At 73.6% G+C, this 17,655-nt stretch carries 10 protein-coding genes and 3 pseudogenes; 5 read left to right on the plus strand and 8 right to left on the minus strand.

The window, feature by feature from the left end; all coding sequences use genetic code 11:
- Positions 1 to 11: 11 nt before the first annotated feature.
- The 3 genes from C1708_RS07825 to C1708_RS07835 are packed head-to-tail and all read right to left on the minus strand — an operon-like array spanning position 12 to position 3,528.
- Positions 12 to 929, minus strand: coding sequence for an ABC transporter permease (locus C1708_RS07825; RefSeq protein WP_106416211.1), 918 nt, complete (start codon positions 927 to 929; stop codon positions 12 to 14).
- A gap of 20 nt (positions 930 to 949) precedes the next feature.
- Positions 950 to 1,918: an ABC transporter permease gene (locus tag C1708_RS07830; protein ID WP_106411967.1), complete on the minus strand. Its 969-nt coding sequence runs from the start codon at positions 1,916 to 1,918 to the stop codon at positions 950 to 952.
- A 20-nt stretch (positions 1,919 to 1,938) separates the two neighbouring features.
- A complete protein-coding gene (locus tag C1708_RS07835; RefSeq protein WP_106411968.1) occupies positions 1,939 to 3,528 on the minus strand; it encodes an ABC transporter substrate-binding protein in 1,590 nt (529 codons plus the stop codon).
- 186 nt (positions 3,529 to 3,714) lie between these two features.
- On the opposite strand from C1708_RS07835, the pseudogene C1708_RS07840 reads away from it, so the two are divergent.
- The 4 genes and pseudogenes from C1708_RS07840 to C1708_RS07850 form a co-directional block, all read left to right on the plus strand.
- Positions 3,715 to 3,942, plus strand: a pseudogene (locus C1708_RS07840) (energy-coupling factor ABC transporter permease); the annotation flags it as partial.
- Positions 3,939 to 4,256 (plus strand): annotated as a pseudogene (locus tag C1708_RS36100) (energy-coupling factor ABC transporter substrate-binding protein); the annotation flags it as partial. The pseudogenes C1708_RS07840 and C1708_RS36100, both read left to right, overlap by 4 nt.
- 36 nt (positions 4,257 to 4,292) lie before the next feature.
- Positions 4,293 to 4,616: pseudogene (locus C1708_RS36105) on the plus strand (ATP-binding cassette domain-containing protein); the annotation flags it as partial.
- Positions 4,598 to 5,011, plus strand: a complete 414-nt coding sequence (locus C1708_RS07850) for a hypothetical protein (protein ID WP_106411970.1) — start codon at positions 4,598 to 4,600, stop codon at positions 5,009 to 5,011. The pseudogene C1708_RS36105 and the gene C1708_RS07850, both read left to right, overlap by 19 nt.
- On the opposite strand, the gene C1708_RS07855 is transcribed toward C1708_RS07850, so the two are convergent.
- From C1708_RS07855 to C1708_RS07865, 3 genes are all read right to left on the minus strand, one after another.
- On the minus strand, positions 4,981 to 5,775 hold the full coding sequence (locus tag C1708_RS07855; RefSeq protein WP_106411971.1) for an SGNH/GDSL hydrolase family protein: 795 nt from the start codon (positions 5,773 to 5,775) through the stop codon (positions 4,981 to 4,983). The genes C1708_RS07850 and C1708_RS07855 overlap by 31 nt on opposite strands.
- Positions 5,776 to 6,027: 252 nt before the next feature.
- Complete coding sequence (locus tag C1708_RS07860) at positions 6,028 to 10,983, minus strand: DNA repair ATPase (protein WP_106411972.1); 4,956 nt, start codon at positions 10,981 to 10,983, stop codon at positions 6,028 to 6,030.
- 68 nt (positions 10,984 to 11,051) lie between these two features.
- Positions 11,052 to 13,097 (minus strand): SPFH domain-containing protein, encoded by a 2,046-nt coding sequence (locus C1708_RS07865; RefSeq protein ID WP_106411973.1) that lies wholly within the window; start codon positions 13,095 to 13,097, stop codon positions 11,052 to 11,054.
- 607 nt (positions 13,098 to 13,704) lie between these two features.
- On the opposite strand from C1708_RS07865, the gene C1708_RS07875 reads away from it, so the two are divergent.
- Complete coding sequence (locus C1708_RS07875; RefSeq protein ID WP_106411975.1) at positions 13,705 to 14,766, plus strand: PucR family transcriptional regulator; 1,062 nt, start codon at positions 13,705 to 13,707, stop codon at positions 14,764 to 14,766.
- A 94-nt stretch (positions 14,767 to 14,860) separates the two neighbouring features.
- Here the strand turns inward: C1708_RS07875 and C1708_RS07880 are convergent, their stop codons facing one another.
- Both C1708_RS07880 and C1708_RS07885 read right to left on the minus strand, forming a co-directional pair.
- The gene (locus C1708_RS07880; RefSeq protein WP_342210885.1) at positions 14,861 to 16,447 is read right to left on the minus strand and encodes a pentapeptide repeat-containing protein; all 1,587 of its coding nucleotides are present in this window, start codon (positions 16,445 to 16,447) and stop codon (positions 14,861 to 14,863) included.
- 172 nt (positions 16,448 to 16,619) lie between these two features.
- Positions 16,620 to 17,168 carry a hypothetical protein gene (locus C1708_RS07885; RefSeq protein WP_106411977.1) on the minus strand — a complete coding sequence of 183 codons (549 nt, stop codon included), beginning with the start codon at positions 17,166 to 17,168 and terminating at the stop codon, positions 16,620 to 16,622.
- Between the last annotated feature and the right edge of the window lie 487 nt (positions 17,169 to 17,655).

Below are 17,655 nucleotides of genomic sequence, written 5' to 3' on the forward strand. Positions count from 1 at the left end.
GTGTTCCGACGTCACAGCATCAGCTCCGATCGGCGGCGCGGGTTGATCCGTTCGCGCCAGACGCCGGCCAGGCCGGCGACCGCGAGGGTGGGGATGATCAGGAACAGGCCGGGGAACAGGGTGGGCCACCACTGCCCGGCGAGCAGGGAGCCGCGCGCGCCCTGGATGAGGGTGCCGAGGCTCGCGGTGTGGGTGGGCAGGCCCAGGCCCAGGAAGGACAGGGCCGACTCGTGCCACATGGCGTGCGGGACCATCAGGACGGCGGCGAGGCCGGCCTGCGGCAGCACGCCCGGCAGCAGGTGGCGTACCGTCACCCGCCACCGGGACGCCCCGCCGGAGACGGCCGCGTCGATGAAGGGCCGCGAGCGCAGCGACAGCACCTCCGCGCGGACGATGCGCGCGGTGGACAGCCAGTGGGTGAGGGCGACGGAGATCACCACCGGCCAGACGCCCGGCCGGAACATGGCCACGATGAAGATGCCGAGCAGCAGGTGCGGCACGGAGGACAGGGTGTCGACCAGGCGCATGACCAGGCGGTCGGCCCAGCCGCCGAGGGCGCCGGCGGCGGCTCCCACGGCGGTGCCGATCACCGTGGCGGTGAGCGCGGCCACCACGCCCACCAGCAGGGACACCCGCAGCCCGTAGACGCAGCGCAGCAGCAGGTCGCGGCCCACGTCGTCGGTGCCGAACGGGTGCGCCCAGCTCGGCGGTTCGAGCTTGGCGGCCAGGTCGACGGCCTGCTGGTCGAGCTGGACCAGCGGCGGGACGAGCAGCACGGCGAGCACGGTCACGGCGACCAGGGCGGCGGAGACGCGCAGCCGCAGGACGTGCGTGGAGCGGCGGGCGGCGCCGTGCGCGCGCCACACGGAGGCGGCCGTCTTCTCGGTGACCGTCTTCCCGGCGGCCGTCTCGACGGGGTTCGCCGCCACGGCGGTGTCGGCCTTGGGCGTCACATCTCCTCCAGCTTCACCCTCGGGTCGATCAGCCCGTAGAGCAGGTCGGCGAGCAGGTTGCCGGCGAGGACGGCGGCGGTGGCGAGGGTGGTCAGCGCGGCCAGCAGCGGGAAGTCGACGGCGGTGGCCGCCTCCACCGTGGCGGAGGCGATGCCGGGCCAGCTGAAGACGGTCTCCACCAGCAGCGCCCCGGTGATGAGCTCCGGCACCCGGGAGCCGATGAGGGTGAGCACCGGCAGCAGTCCGGAGCGCAGGGCGTGGCCCAGCAGCACGGTGCGTTCGCTCAGGCCGCGGGCCCGGGCCCCGCGTACGGGGTCCTCCGCGAGGGCGTCGCCGACGCCCTGGCGGACGTAGAGCGTGAACCAGGGCAGCTGGGAGACGGCGAGGACGCCGGCGGGCAGCACCAGGTGCTGGACCAGTCCGCCGAAGGTGACCCGGTCGCTGCCGGTGTCGGTGAGGCCGCCGGCCGGGAGGACGTCGAGCTGGAGGGCGAACAGCCACACGGCGAGGAGCGCGATCCAGAAGACGGGCGCGGCCTCCAGGACGTACGCGGCGGAGGTGACCGCGCGGTCGACGAGGGAGCCGGGGCGGCGGGCGGCGAGCACGCCGAGCACCGTCCCGAGCAGGACCGCTCCGGCGAACGCGACGGCGCACAGCAGCGTCGACCAGACCAGGCGTTCGCCGATCACCTCGGCCACCGGCTGGCGCATCACCGCGGACTGGCCGAGGTCGCCGCCGAGGGCGGAGGTCAGCCAGTCCCACCAGCGTGCGGTGAACGGCTCGTCCACGCCGAGGTTCTCCCGCAGCCGGTCCAGGGTCTCCTGGTCGGCGCCGAGGGCGGCGGTGCCCGCATAGCCCTTGACCGGGTCGAAGGGGGAGGCGGCGGCGACGGCGAACACGCCGAACGTGACGACGAGGAGCACCGGCACGGCGTACAGCGCGCGGCGCGCCGTGAGCCGTGCCATCGCTCGCCAGGGGGCGTGGGTCATGCCGCGGGCTGCCAGTCCTCGACGTTCCACCAGGGTCCGGCGGCGAAGCCGTGCTCGTGCGGTTCGGTCTGGGTGGTGAGGCCCTTCCAGCGGTCGGCGAGCACGTACATGTGGTCGATGTGGGTGAGGAAGGTGTAGCCGGGGTCCTTGACGAGGGCGCGCTGGAGGGCGTCGTAGGCGGCCTCGCGGGCCTCGGGGTCCTGGGTGCGGCGGCCGGTCTCGAGGGCCCGGTCGACGGCCGGGTTGTCGTAGTGGGCCATGTTGTTGAAGCCGTCCCCGGCGAGGGAGGAGTGCAGGAGCGTGTAGAGCCCGAAGTCGGGGTCGCCGGTGCTGCCGAAGCCGGCGAGGACGGCGTCCCGGTGCATGCGGGGCTCGATGACCTCCCAGGTGGCGCTCTCCACCTTGACGTCGATGCCGGCCTTCTTGGCGTCGGAGGCGTAGGCGAGGGCGTGGTCCTGGCGGACCTTGTCGCCGGAGGGGTAGTACAGCGTGAAGCGGGCGGGGCGGCCGTCCTTGGCGCGGACGCCGTCCTCGCCCTTCGTCCAGCCGGCGGCGTCGAGGATGCGGCCGGCCTCGGCGAGGTCCTGGTCCCGCTCGACGTCCTCGGCGAACCACGGGTCGTCGAGCGGCAGCGGACCGTAGGCGGGGCGGCCGGCGCCGTCGAGGATCTTGTCGACCATGGCCTGCCGGTCGACGGCGAGGTCGAGGGCGCGGCGGATCGCGGTGTCGCCCGTGACGGGGTTGCCGCTGGGGAGGGTGACGGCGCGGAAGTCGTAGGAGGTGGCCCGGTACGTCTTCTTGTCGTCGTCGCTCTTGAAGGTGGCGGCGAGGTTGGGCGGGAGGACCGCGCCGTCGAGGTCGCCGGAGCGGAGCCGGGTGGCGCGGACGTCGTCGTCGCCGACGATCGCCATGGTGAGCTTCTTCACCTTCGGGGCGCCGCCCCAGTAGTGCGGGTTGGCCTTGAAGGTGAGCTTCTCGCCCTTGCGCCAGTCGACGAGGACGTACGGTCCGGTGCCGATCGGCTCGGTGTTGAAGGCGCCGGTGTTGGGGTCCTGCTTCCCGGCGACGTGCTCGGGGACGATGGGCAGCACCGTGCGGGCCGCGAACGGCGCGTAGGGGTGGTGCAGGGTGAAGACGACCGTGTCGTCGCCCACCGCCCGGACGTCCTTGACGGCCGCGAGTTCGCTCTTGGCGGTGTTGTTGGTGGCGTCGTCGAGCACCGTGCGGTACGTGAAGACGACGTCGCGCGCGGTGAGCGGCTTGCCGTCGCTGAACTTCACGCCCGCGCGCAGGGTGTAGGTGTAGGTGCGGCCGCCGTCCGTGATCGTCGGGAGCGCCTTCGCCAGCGCGGGCTTGAGGCTGAGGTCGGCGTTGCGGGCGAGGAGCCCGTCGAAGATCTTGGAGTTGCCGTCCTTGCCGTAGCCGAGCAGCGGGCTGAGGGTGTCCGGCTCGGTGGAGACGCCGATCACGACGGACCCGGCGGCCGCCGTGCCGTCCGCGGTGCCGGAGCCCGGCGCCGAGCAGGCGGTGGCCACCGCGGCCGTCGCCAGCACGGCGGCGGCTCCCCGTATACGTCGGGTCGTCATCGAACCTCACATCCTGTTGCCCGGAAATCGTTGTTGCATATTAATTGCAGCAAGACCCTGCCCAGGACGGCGGCCCCCTAGTCACCCGATCCGGACACGGACGCGGCACGGTCCGGACGCGCAGGTGTGCGCCGGGTCACACGCCGCCGGGCGCCGTCCGCGCGCCCCGTCACCGCTTGTCACCGGCTCGCCTTCCCGGACCCGGGCAGCGGGTTCCTGGGCGCGCTGGGCGCGTTCGGCTCCGTATGCGCCGTCACGCGGATCCCGCTCGCGGTCGGCGAGGGGCTGCTGACCGTGCTGGTGATGCGGCTGCTGGTGCAGTCGAGCAAGGGCGAGCCGACCCGGCTCGGGGTGCTGGTCACCTCGGTCGCCGGGGGCGAGCGCGCCGGGTCCGCCGGGGCGGTGGTCCGATGAGCCGCGACGCGAAGATCAACTCCCTGCTTCTGCTGCTCGTCGCCGGCCTCGCCGTGATCCCGCTGGTGTTCGGGCTCGGGGACCACGAGGAGGAGCCGTTCGCCGGGGCGGACGGCGAGGCGGAGACCGCGGTCACCGAGATCGACCCCGACTACGAACCGTGGTTCTCCCCGCTGTACGAACCGCCGGCCGGCGAGACCGAGTCGGCGCTGTCCGCCCTCCGGGCCGCGATCGGCGCGGGCGTCCTGGCGTACTGCTTCGGGCTGCGGCGCGGACGCCGGCAGGGCGAGGGGCGGGCACTGGCCCCGCCGGGACGCAACGGCAGCGGCAGGACCACGCTGATGCGGCTGCTGGGCGGCGGACTGCGGCCGGGGGGCGGGGAGTCGGGACTGGCGGGCCGCGCGGTGCGCCACGGCCGGAAGGGGCTGACGGCGCTGCGCACCACCGTGCAGCTGGTGGTGCAGGACCCGGACGACCAGTTGTTCGCCGCGTCCGTGGGGCAGGACGTGTCGTTCGGGCCGCCGAACCTGGGCCCGTCCGACGCGGAGGCGCGGGCGCGGGTGGCGGAGGCGCCGGAGGCGCTGGACATCGCCGGGCCCGCCGGCCGGCCCGCGCATCCGCTGTCGTACGGGCGGCGATCGCGGGGGCGGTCGCCATGCGGCCCCGGGTGCTGACCCTGGACGAGCCGACGGCGGGCCTCGGCCCGGACGGACAGGAGCGTCTGCCGGCCACCCTCGGCCGGCTGCGGGCGAACGGCACGACGGTGGCGACGGCCACGCACGACGTGGACCTCGCCCTGCGCCGGGCCGACGACGCGGCGCCGCTGACCCCGCCGGGCGCGCACACCGGCCCGGTGGCGAAGGTGCTGTCCCGCCGTGGCCTCCTCACGGCGGCGGGGCTCGGGCTGCCGTGGGGCGTGGCGGCCGGCCTGTTCCCGCGGGCGCGGGGTCCGGGGGCCGCCGCGGACGTCGGTCCCCGCACCCCGGAGGAGCCGGCGGCGCCGGCCGCCCTGCCGGAGTGCGGGGGCCCGAGCCGGGGTCAGACGGCCGAGCGGAAGGCGGGCAGGTAGCCGCCCGACTGGCCGACGGCCTTCGGGTGGTAGGAGTTGCCGATCGGGAAGGTGACGCTGTGCAGCCAGGCGTCGCCCGAGCAGAGCTCGTGGCCGGTGAACTCGTCGACCACGCTGGAGTAGGTGAAGCCGGCGTCGGCCGCGCGCTTCGCGATCACCCCGTTGAGCACGTCGCCGGCGTTGTTGATCGCGGAGCGCTCGGTCTCGCTGAGGCCGGCGATGCAGCTGCCCGACAGCTTGTAGAAGCGCGGGTAGCCGAGGACGACCACGTGCGCCTGCGGGGAGCGGGCGCGGATGCCGGAGTACAGCGAGTCGAGCTTGCCCGGGAGGGTGTTGCGCATCTGCGAGACGGCGGTATTGACTCGGGAGACGCAGGTGGCCTCGCTCTGGAGCACGCAGGTCTGCATGACGTCCGCGAAGCCGACGTCGTTGCCGCCGGCGGTGACGCTGACGAGCGTGGTCGTGGAGGACAGCGCGCTCAGCTGGGTGCCGGCCACGCTCGTCGTCGTCGCGCCCGAACAGGCGGCGAACTTGAAGGACGCGGGGGCGTTGGCGTTCTTCCACAGCTGCGGGTAGGCGGCGGTGCTGCGCTTGCAGTCGCCGCTCTCGGAGGTGTAGCTCCCGGCGCCCACCCCGGAGGAGTAGGAGTCGCCGAGTGCCACGTAGTGGTGGCCGGCGGCCGCGGCAGGGTGTGCCAGGCCGAGGACGGTCGCGGCACCCAGGATCAGGGTGGCGAGCGTTGTTCCCAGTGAACGCTTTGACACGTGTGTCCGCCCTTCACGACGAGACTCGCGACGGTAGTTGAGGGAGCAACAGGAGTTGTAGCAGGGCGGAATACCACACGGTAACTACCGGTCGAGAAGTCATCCGGAATGATCCGAATACTGAGGTGACCGAACCTGCTCCGCGCGTAGACAAACCTCGACTCCGCCGTTTTCAGGTCAATTTCGTGGCGCGAAAACGTGCCGGGCCGCACGGGGCGCGGCCCGGCACCCAGGCTTCTCGGCAAGGCCGCTTCAGCCGTCGCCGTCCTGCCGCGACGGGCCCGCCGGGAGGCGCCGGGGATCGGCCGCGCGCGTGATCGCCGACTCGACGGCCGCGATGCGGTCGCCGAGCAGGGCGAGGGCGGCCACCGCGCGGGCGAGGGCGTCGTCGCCGGGGCCGCCCAGGGTGAGGGTGCGGACGTGAGCCGCCTTCACCTCCGCCCAGCGGGCGGCCTGTTCACGCGTGAGCGTGCCGCGCAGTTCGGCGAGCTTCAGCAGGTTCGCCTCGGCGCCCGTGGTGAGGGTCTGGGCCTCGGCGGTGTAGTGGTCCTCGACGACGGCGGACAGTTCGGCGTCGTTCATGACGGGCTGGATCCGCTGAGCGATCTTGTTCATGTTGCGGTAGGAGCCCTGGAGCAGGAACGGCGGCTCGGTGCGGGCGTCGTCGGAGCGGGCCGCGGACGCGATGTACGCCGCGTTGACCGCGAGGACCGTCCGGCGGGCGGTGAGCAGGTGGCGCAACACCGCGAGCACGCGGTCGAGTTCGGTCGGCGCGTACGGGTGGACCAGGCGGTCCGGGCGGGCCGTCGGGTCGTCCGCGGCGAGCCGGATCAGCAGGTCCAGGTCGGCGCGGTCGCGTCCGGCCAGCGGCGCGAGCACCGGGTTCGCGGTGAGCGCGTTCTCCACGAAGCTGAGCGCGAAGACGTCCTCCTTGCCGGTGAGGACGTCACCGAGGTTCCACACGTCGGCCCGGTTGGCCAGCATGTCGGGGACCCGGAAGACCTCGCCGGACTCGGTGTAGGGGTTGCCGGCCATGCACACCGCGAACCGCTTGCCGCGCAGGTCGTAGGTGCGCGGCTCGCCCTGCCACACGCCCTCCACCCGGCGGGTGGCGTCGCACAGCGGGATGAACTTCTGCAGCAGCTCGGGCGAGGTGTGCTGGATGTCGTCCAGGTACAGCAGGGTGTTGCTGCCCGCCGCCAACGCGAAGTTGATCTTCTCGACCTCCTGGCGGGCGGTGGCGTTCGGCGCCTGGGCCGGGTCGAGCGAGGTGACGCCGTGGCCGAGCGCCGGGCCGCTGATCCGCACCAGGACCAGGCCGAGGCGGTGGGCGACGTACTCCATGAGGGTCGTCTTGCCGTAGCCGGGCGGGGACAGGAGCAGCAGCAGTCCGCCGGTGCCGGTGCGGGCCGACTCGCCCGTGGTGCCGAGCTGCTTGGCGAGGCTGTCGCCGACCAGCGGCAGGTACACCTCGTCGACCAGCCGGTTGCGCACGAACGACGCCGTCACGCGCGGCCGGTGGTCGTCCAGGCGCAGCCGGGCGCGCTCGGCGGTGACGAGCGCCGCGCGGCGCCGCTGGAAGGCGCGGAAGGCGGGCGCCTCACGCGCCCGGAACGCGTCGGTGCGGGCGAGGAACTCGTCCAGGCGGAGGGTGAGCCTGCGGTCGGCGATGCGCGGGTGGGTGGAGACCAGGCCCTCGACGGTGACGGTGAGGGGCGCGTCCGACTCGTGACGGGGCACGTCCGGGCACAGCTCGGCGGCCACGGCCTCCGCGAGGTCCCCGGCGTCCCCCTGCTCGCCGGTCGCCTGCGTGTACGCGGTCAGCCACGCCTCGACGAGCTGACGGCGCGCGGTGAGGCCGGCGAGGGCGGTGAGGTCCTCGTCGTACGCCTCCGGGGCGACCGTGCGGCGGAACTTGTCGAGCAGGGTGCGGACGCGGGCGCTGATCACGAACCCCTCGGGCCCGGTGGTGAGTTCGTCGAAGAGGTACGCGGCGCACGCCTCCGGGCGGACGGGCGCGTCCGGGTCCCACTCCCCCACCGCGCGGGCGAGTTCGCCTCGCAGCGCGTCCATCGCGGGCGGGGCTCCGAAGGCGTCCCGCACCCGGGCCAGCGAGCGGGCGCGACGGGTGAGGTCGGCGCGTTCCTGCTCCGTGGTGCCGTGCGTCCAGAACAGCAGGGCGTGGGCGCGGGCGGCGGAGGGGTGGCGCAGGGTGCCGGCGCCGTCGTGCAGCGGCAGCAGGGCGGTGAGGAGCGCGGTGGCGTCGTGGTCGTGGACGCCCCGCTCGTATCCCTCGTCGTACGCCTCCTCGGCGGCCGTGCGGACCAGGGCGGCGAGGTCGTCGGCGCCGGCGAGCGCGTCCGGGCCGTGCTCGTGCAGCAGCCGGGCGGCGAGGTGCTCGGCGCGGCTGACCTGCGGCGACTCGGACGGCAGGTGCCGGTCCCACAGCGGGCGGGCGGCGAGCAGGGCGGGGTCGGTGACGGGGGCGCGGTAGTCGGTGCCGGTGAGGGCGAGGGCGAGTCCGTCCTCGTGCGGGACGACGGTGAGGTCGAAGGGATGGGTGGAGACGGCGAAGCGGTGCGCGCCCAGGCGGAGGGTGCGGCCGCCGTCGGCGTACAGGTCGGTGCGGTCGCGCAGGGCGCGGGCGGCCTCCTCGCGGGCCGAGCGCAGCCTGCCGTCGAGTTCCTCGGCGCGCACCCGGTCGCCGAGGGCGCGCAGGTCGTCGGCGCTGCGGCGGACCTTGGCGACCAGCGGGTCGGAGGCGAAGTAGGTGCTCACCGCGTCGGCGTCGGGGAGCGCGGCGCTGCGGCGGACGATCGTCTCCAGCACCCGTCCGGCGGCGGAGGCGAGCTGTCCGGCGCGGCGGGCGCGGGCGTCGGTGAGGCTCTGCTTGCGGGCGGCGAACGCGTCGTGGATCTCGGTGCGCCGGCCGGCGAGTTCACCGAGGACGTCGTCGAACTCGGCGAACCGCGACTCCACTTCCTCGAGCTGGGCGAGGACCCGGGCGAGCTGGTCGTCGCAGGCCTCGGGGTCGTCGGCCGCGGCGAGGGCGCCGGTGACGGTCTGCCCGAGCAGGGTCAGCTCGGCGGCGAGACCGGCGCGCGCCTCGCGGTCGAGGAGGCTCCGGCGGCGGGCGTCGAGCGTGGCGCGGGCGCGGTTGACGCCGCCGAGGGCGTCGGCGACGCGCTCCAGGACGCCGGTGCGGACGGTGGCGTCGGCGATGTCGAGCCCGGCGACCACCTCGGTCACCGTGCGCAGCCCGTCCGCGAGTTCGTCGAGGCGGGCGGCGAGCGGGGCGGCCTGGGCGGTGGTGGTGACCGCCTCGATGTCGGCGTGCAGCCGCTCCAGGCCGGCGTGGTGGGCGGCGAAGGCGTCCGCGCGGGCCAGGAAGGCGACGGCGCGCTGCCCGAAGGAGGCGAGGTCGTCGTCGGTCTCGGCGGCCAGCGCGTCGATCCGCCCGTGGTCCGCGTACCGCATCTCCTTCAGGGTCAGCAGGTGGCCCTGGGCCTGGCGGAGTTCGGTGAGGCCGCGGACCCAGACGGCGGCCTCGCGGGGCTGTTCGCCGCGCAGCCGGCGCACCACGGACGCGATCCGCCCGGCCGCCTCGTCGAGCGCCTCGGTGGCCCGGCGGGTGAGGTCGGTGACCGTCTCGAACTCGGCGAGCACCTGCTCGGCGGTGGTGCGCACCTCCTCCAGCGGGGTGCGCAGGTCGCCGACCTCGGGGTCGCCCAGCCAGTGGTGGGTGTCCAGGGCGCGCACGCAGGCGGCGGCCAGGGTGGCGTAGATCCCGGCGGTGGGGGTGGTCTCGGCGGCGGCGCGGGCCAGTGACAGGCAGTCGGAGACGCCGCGCACCAGGTCGGCGTTGCCCACCCGGGCCAGCGGCCCCTCCCCCACGGGCCGCGCGGCGGCGCGGGCGTCGGACAGGTACGGCGTGTCCCACAGCTGCACCGGGTGCACGCGGGCGGGTTCGTCGCCCTCGGGGCGCAGCAGGGTGAGGCGACCGTCGTCGAAGAGGGCCCAACCGTGGCAGGCCATCGGGGTGGCGACGGCCTCGCGGATCTGGTTGTAGGAGAGCAGCAGGGCACGTCCGCGTGCGGGCGCGTGGAAGGCGTAGAGCACGTCCTCGCCGTACGGGGAGCGCACCTCGCGCTCGAACTCCATGCCGTCGGTGTCGAGGTCGTAGGTCTTGTGGCCTCCGGCGGCGAGGCAGTAGCCGCCGGGGAAGACGATGCCCTGGTCCTCGGGCAGCCGGCGGCAGCCCTGTCCGATGCCGTCGAGGCGGACGACGGTGCGGGTGAGGGTGTGGAAGACCAGGTGGCGGGGGGCGGTCTCCTTGTACGGGAGGATCCGCAGCAGGATCAGCGGGCCGACGCGGGCGTGGGCGATGTCGGCGTCGGCGAGGGACTGCAGGGGCTCGTCGACGGGCTCGCTGTGGATGCCGTCGGGGGTGCCGGTGTCGTTCTCCGCCTTGATCGTGAGGGTGCCGCCGAGGGTGTCGACGAACACCTCGCCCCGCACGGAGACGTGCGGGTGGCGGCCGAGGACGTGGTCCTCGCGGGTGGCGGGCGTCCACTCGACGTCGGCGGGCGGGACGCGCGCGTGGTCGCGGTCGCCGCGGGCGTCGAGGAACTCGGCGCGGCCGTCCTCGGACACCGACCACCGCAGGACGCGGATGTCGCCGGCCTTCTCGCCGGTCTGGAAGACGGCGAGCAGCCTGCCCTCGACGCGGCGCAGCCGCAGCAGGCGGGCCTGCCGGTAGTAGCGGTGCAGGGCCGCGAACTCCCGTACGAAAGCGGGGTCGTCGAGCAGGCCGGGCACGGCGTCGTCGGGCAGCCGGTCGAGGCCGCGGTCGTGGAGCGCGAGGACGTCGCCGACGGCGGTGTCCCGCTCCGGGCGGGGCCGGGTCTCGTAGCCGAGGAGCAGCACGTCACCGACGGCGACGATGTCGCGGGGCACGGCGGTGCGCTCGGTGCGCAGCCGCTCGGCGCCGGTGAGGCGCAGCTCGGGAGCGCCGAACTCCTCGGCCCGGCGCCGGTTCAGCGCCTCGGCGCGGCGGGCGAGTTCGCGGGCGCGGTCGGTGAGGCGGTCGCGCAGCACCTGGTAGGCGCCGCCGTCGACCGCCGGGCCGGCGGCGGACGCGTCCGGGGCGGCGCCGGCCGGACCGGGGCGGGCGCTGTCGTGGGTGGGCTCGTGGGTGCCGGTGGTCATGGCTGCCTCTCGGGAAGCCCGGCCGGGAGCCGCCGTCCCCTGTGCGGCGGCTCCCGGCCGGGTGGTGGTCAGGCCCTGGTGCGACCGTTCGGCACGGCCAGCGGCGTGTCCGCCAGGCCCAGCTCACCCGCCTTGTCGAGCAGTTGCTTGAACTGCCCGGTGTGCTCGCCGCCCTGCTGCATCAGCTTCATCAGCAGGGCGGACACCGTGAGGTTCCGCACGTCGGAGGTGGTCACGGAGCCGAGGATCCGGCTCAGGTCGTCGGTGAAGCTCGCGGAGCCGTCCAGCCAGGGTCCGGCGAGGGCCTGGGCGGTCTCGGAGTGCTGGACGAAGCCGTCCACGCCCTTGCCGAGCGCGATGGACGACACCAGGCGGTCGAAGAAGACCGAGTCGCCGCCGACGATGTTGATGTCCGCGTTCTCCAGGCCGGTGGCGAGCACGGTGGCCTGGGCCTCCGCGACCTGCCGCTGCACGTCCAGACCGGCGAGCCGGACGTCCTTCTCCGCCTCCAGCCGCAGCCGGTACTCCTCGTGACCGCGGGACGCCTCGTCGAGCGCGGCCATCGCCGCCGCCTTCTCGGTGAGGCCGGCCGCCTCGGCGCGCAGCCTGCCCGAGACGGCCTCCGCCTCGGCGACCGCCTTGGCCCGGGCGCCCTCGGCCTCCGCGCGCAGCCGGGCCTCGGTGGCCCCGGCCTCGGCACGGCCCGCCTTCTCGATGACCTCGGCCTCCTTGTCACGCACCTGGACGGCGGCGAGACCCTCGGCGGCGGACTCGGCCTGAACACCCTCCGCGAGCCGCAGCTTGGCCTTGGCGTCCAGGTCGGCCGTCTTCAACCGGGCCTCGGCCAGGGTGAGTTCCTCGGCGGCGCGGTGCGCGGCGGCCTGCTCGGCGGCCTCGGCTGCCTTGATGTCCTTGACCAGCTTCTCCTGGGCCTCGGCCTCCGCGGCGATGATCACGGCCTGGCGCTGCCGCTCCGCCTCCTCGACGGCCCGCAGCTTCTTGATGGACTCCTCCTGCTCGGCGACCGTACGGTCCACCGCCACGCGCTCGCGGATGACCTCGGCGATCTCCCGCTTCTCCGCCTCGACCTCCTTCTCCGCGGCGATCCGGGTCAGTTCGGTCTCCCGCTCACGGGCGATGACCTCCAGCAGGCGGTCCTTCTCGATGCGCTCGCTCTCCACGGCGATGACCCGCTCGCGGTTCTTCGCGGCGACGGCGACCTCACGGGCCTGGTTCTCCCGCTGCACGCCGAGCTGTTCCTCGGTGCGCAGGAAGGCGCTCTGCGCCCGCAGCCGTTCCTCCTCGACGACCCGCGCGGTCTCCGCCTCCTCGCGGGCGCGCACGGTCTCGATCTCCCGCCTCTGCTTGATCTCCGCGTCGGCCTGCCGGCGCTGCAGCTCCAGGATCGCCTCGCGCGCGTCGACGTCCTGCCGGGTGATCTCCTTCTCCTCGTTGCGCTGCGCCTCGTTGGTGCGGACGTGCTCCACCGCGGTCAGCTCGGTGATCTTGCGGATGCCCTGCGCGTCGAGGACGTTGCCCGGGTCGAGCTGGGTGAGCGGCGTCTGCTCCAGGTAGTCGATCGCGGCGTCCTCGAGGTGGTAGCCGTTCAGGTCGACGCCGATGACCTCGATGATGCGGTACCGCAGTTCCTCGCGCTTGGTGTAGAGGTCGGTGAAGTCCATCTGCTTGCCGACGGTCTTCAGCGCCTCGGAGAACTTGGCGTGGAACAGCTCCTGGAGCGTGTTGCGGTCACTGGCGCGGGCGGTGCCGACGGCCTGGGCGACCTTGATGACGTCCTCGACGGTCTTGTTGACCTTGACGAAGAACGTGATGCGGATGTCCGCCCGGATGTTGTCCCGGCAGATCAGTCCTTCCTTGCCGGCCCGGGTGATCTCGATGGTCTTCACCGAGATGTCCATCACCTCGGCCTTGTGCAGCACGGGCAGCACGACCGAGCCGGTGAAGGTCACGTCGACCTTGCGGAGCTTGGAGACGATCAGCGCCTTGCCCTGTTCCACCTTGCGGAACAATTTGGTGACGAGCAGCAGACCGATGAGCACGAGCAACAGGGCGGCGCCGACGAGTACGGCGATGCCCACGGTGGCGGCATCCATGGGACACGTCCTTCTGGGCTGACTTACGGGCGGAAGCCGGATGGGTGACGGCGCCTCGCGGGCGGGGCGCCTCAAGGGTGTGAGGCCTCGCGTGCGGGCGAGGCGGTGTCGTCAGGCGGTGGAGGAGACGGCGTCAGCCGTCCGCGCGGTTTCGCGCCGGGCGCGGACGGTTGCCTTCCGCGCGGGGGCGTACCGCACCGTCCCGGTCCGCACCGCGCGTGCGCGGGGACCGGGACGGCCAGGGTTCGTCGGGGGCGGTGCGGTGCAGCGGCCCCGTGCGACGGGGGGCGGCCAGGCCGTCGGCGCCCTTCACGAAGCCGTGCATGTCCGCCCCCCTCTCGTGCGACGTCTTTCCGTACAGCGGCCGATGCCACAGCCGCCGATGTCGTGACGGCCGATGCCGTCGGGCAGCACCGCTCCCCTCCGGGTTCCGGCACGGACACCTGCCGGTGTCCGGCACCGGAACCTCCGCAGTGCTCCCCGCGAGCCATGCTGCCCGGCCGGGACCGCACCGCGCATTGCCGGTTTCCGGCAAAGTTCACTAGGGTCTGCATGCCGGTGAGCTGCCATGGACGCATCAGGATCGCGTCAAGACGCGGGGGACAACATGTCGGAACGAGAGATTCCGGAGCAGTATCTGGAGGGGTACGCCCAGATACTGGCCGAGGTCGCGGCCACGGGCAGACGCCTCACCCGCGACGAGCTCGCCTCCCGCCGCGCCCTCGGGGAACAGGCCGCGGAGGCCGGCTTCGGACTGCGCTCCCTCGTCATCGCCCATCTCGCCGCCGCGCGCGGCACGTGGCCGTCCCGCGGCACGGACGCGGCCGACGGCGCGCTCGCGGCCGTGCAGCAGGTGGTGGACGCGTTCGCCGAAGGGTACGAGCGGGCGCAGCGGATGGCGGTCCGTCAGGAGGAGGCGGCCCGCCGGGAGTTCATCGACGACCTGCTCTACGGCCGCAGCGACCTGGGCCGGCTGGCCGAGCGCGCCGAACGGTTCGGGCTGCGGCTGTCCCACGAGCACGCGGTCGCCGTCGCCCGCGGACCCGTCGCCTACGAGGAGGGCGACCCGGTCCCCCGCCAGGTGGAGCGCGCCCTGATCACCCGGTTCGGCAACCGCAGCATCCTGCTCACCACCAAGGACGGGCGGCTGCTGTGCGTCGCGCCCGGGCACCAGCGGGACGTGCTCACCCACTTCGCCAAGCAGGCGCACGCCGCCACCGACGGCGGCCAGGTGGCCATCGGCCGCCCCCAGCCGGGACCGGGCGGAGTGGTGCAGTCGTACGAGGAGGCGCTGAACGCGCTGGAGATCGCCGAGCGGCTCGGCCTGGACGACCCGGTGCTGCGCGCCGCCGACCTGCTGGTCTACCCGGTGCTGGCCCGTGACCGGCAGGCCATGGCCGACCTGGTGCACAACACGCTGGGCCCGCTCACCGAGGCGCGCGGCGGGGCCGGGCCGCTGCTGGACACGCTCACCGCCTACTTCGACTCGGGCTGTGTCGCCGCCGAGGCGGCCCGGCGGCTGTCGCTGAGCGTGCGGGCGCTGACGTACCGGCTGGAGCGGATCCACCGGCTCACCGGCGCCGATCCCGGCGATCCGGCGCACCGGTACATGCTGCAGACGGCGGTCATCGGGGCCCGGCTGCTGGACTGGCCGGACTCGGCGGCCTGAACTCCGCCGCTCCGCGGGGACGTCTTCCTCGGGAAGTACCGGCGCAGTGAGTAGCGGTTGGGTGTTCATTCTGCTGACAGCCAGTGGTGGGTGGTCAGCGTTTGACGCGGCTGCGGACGGCCAGGACGACCAAGCCGAGGAGGACGGGTTCGGCAAGGCGCGAGGTCATTTCGGCGTAGGTGCCGGTGGTGGTGAGGTCTTGTCCGGAGGAGCGGAAGACCACCGAGTTGATCACCACCCGCAGCGCCTTCTCGAACCGTTCGCCCGTCACCCGGTCGGGCAGCGGGCCGGTGGGGTTGACCGGGTCGGGAGTGTCGGTGGTGAGGGTGACCTGCTGCCCGACGGCGGCCTGACGGCCGGTGGTGGTCGGCTTCGGATCATCGACGGGCAGGCCCCACAGCACCATCACCGCGATCGTGGCGGTCATCGCCGCCCCCAGCCACGCCAACGCCCGGGTGGCGCGCAGTCCGTACCCGGACAGGGCCCAGTAGGCGGTCAGCAGCATCCGCTCGCCCCGGGAGCGGAAGGTGTCGTGGCGGCGCATCTCGCACTCGCCGTAGTAGAAGTCGGCGGCGTCCGGTTCGTTCTTGCCGTCCTCCAGCGACTTGCGTATCTGCCGGTACAGCGCGGCCACCGCGGCCGGCCGCAGTTCGGGGGCGTCCGAGGGCGGGGCGGTCCAGCCATGCGCCCGGGCGGGGCGGCGGGCGGTACGCACCCGCCAGTGGTGCTCCTCGGCCAGGGTGTTGCGCCGGCTCCACCGCCAGGGGAAGCGCCGGCCCCGGTCGGTGGGGGTGGTGGCGAAGGTGCACCAGCCGTCCACGCGGAGCTGATCGAGGTGGACGGCGCCGGCGAACCGGCACATGCTCAGGTCGATGGTGTGCAGCGCGAGGTGCGCGGCATCGACCCCACCCACCGACGTCAGACGCACGCCGGGCTCCCGGCCGGACAGTTCCGCCTCCGACAGGGGGCTACCGGAGCGGTGGAAGGAGAAAGGGTCCGGGCGGGCGGCAACCACCACCGGGTACTCCAAGATCGCGTCCCTCAGGTCCACCTCGGCGTAGCGCAGGTGCAACGTGGCGGTCGAGATCCACCGCGTCCGCGCACAGCTCACCTCGCGAGCGGCCATCTCCACCGTCACCGGCTGGCCGAACACCGCACCGTCCAGCACCACCCTCGCACCGCACACCAGCGGCCCCAGACGTGACACCGTCTCGAACCGCGCCCCGGCGAACCCGGCGTCACCGGTGAAGATCGCCCCGGCGAACCTGGCGTCACCGGTGAAGATCGCCCCGGCGAATTTGGCGTCGCCGGTGAAGATCGCCCCGGCGAACCCGGCGTCACCGGCGAAGGTCGCCCCGGCGAACCCGGCGTCACCGGTGAAGGCCGCCCCGGCGAATTTGGCGTCGCCGGCGAAGGTCACCCTGCCGAATTTGGCGTCACCGGTGAAGGTCGCCCCGACGAACCAGGCGGTGCCGGTGAAGGTCGCCCAGTCGAACCAGGCGGCGCCGATGTGGGGCTCACCGGTGGTGGGGTCGTGCAGGGCGGTGAGTAACCGGTTCAGCAGGTCTTCGGTGAAGGGGGTGCCGCGGTGATCGATGTCGGTGCCGGGGGTCAGGCCGTTCAGGTAGGCGTCGCGGTCGGTGGCGGCCAGGTGGGCCAGGCACGCGGTGTGACCGGTCACCTGGATGCCGCGGCAGCCGACAGGGTCAGCGACAGGGTCTGCGCCGTGTGCGCAGTGCGGCCAGGATGGCGCCCCAGGCATGGGGGGCAGGGGTGTACTCATGACGTGACGGCTCCATGAGGCCTCTGGTGCCAGTAGGACAACGGGCAAAAACACACAGGGCGCTTCCGGGTCAGGGCCTGCCGCGGCGGAAGGAGTTGTACTCCGTACAGGGGTTCTCGTCCGTTTCCCCGCGGTGGCGGCGTTCGGCCTGGTAGGCCCTCCAGGCGTCCGCGCCCTGACGGATGGACTGGGACGGCGTCCTGGTACGGGAATAGAACTCAGCGAACGCCAGGTCCGGTTCGGCCAGGCGCTGGCGCCGCTCCGCCCGCGGATCATCATGAGTCCGCGCCTGGTCGAGGTCGTCGACGCTGCGGGTACGGGCGAGGTCGTCGATGCCATAGGCGGTGCGCCGCAGCACGGCCGCCACCCGCGGCAGATCGACCGCCACCGGGTGCCGGTCCGGGAAATCTGCCTCCGGCCATAGGTTCACCACCGGCGGGTAACTCTCACGCTCCAGGTGGTCGATCCACTGCGCGCACTGACGGATCCAGCCGACCTCGTCCAGCAACCGCCCGGCCGCGTCCGCGCGCCCTGCCAGCTCCTCGTCGCCGCTGCCGCCGGGATCTTCCGGGGCAGGCCAGCCCGCCGCCCGCAACTCGGCCAGCACCGCCTCCAGCACCTCCCGGAGGCGTCCTTGGTCAGCTGATGCACCCGGGTCGGCGAAAGCCCGGCCACCTCCGCGGCCTTCCGTACCGACACCCCGCCGGGCCGCGCCGGCGCAAGCGCCCAGACCCGTTCCTTCTCAGCCTGCTCCAGCCGCCACGCGGCCCACCGCACCCGAGCCAGCATCCGCTGCTCCCGGCGGAACTTCCCCAGCCAGTCACCCCTCACCGGCCACAGCCTGCCAGGCCTCACACGACGACACAGGCGTGTTCAGCAAACTGAACGCCCAGCCGCTGCCCACCGCACCGAAACTCCCCAAGGGCCGTCTCCTGCTCCGCAACAGCTCTCGTGTGCGGTCGGGCAGCGTTCGTCTCTGTCACAGGACGTCCCTCGTCTCGTGCTCAGGAGTGATAGGCCCTCGGTACTGGTGGGCTCGCGTAATCAGCTGTCGCCGGTCCCCCGAGGAGCCCAGCCCGCTGGTGGCCTTCCGGGATCCCCTGAGC

This window comes from Streptomyces sp. DH-12 (assembly GCF_002899455.1).
GTDB lineage: Bacteria > Actinomycetota > Actinomycetes > Streptomycetales > Streptomycetaceae > Streptomyces.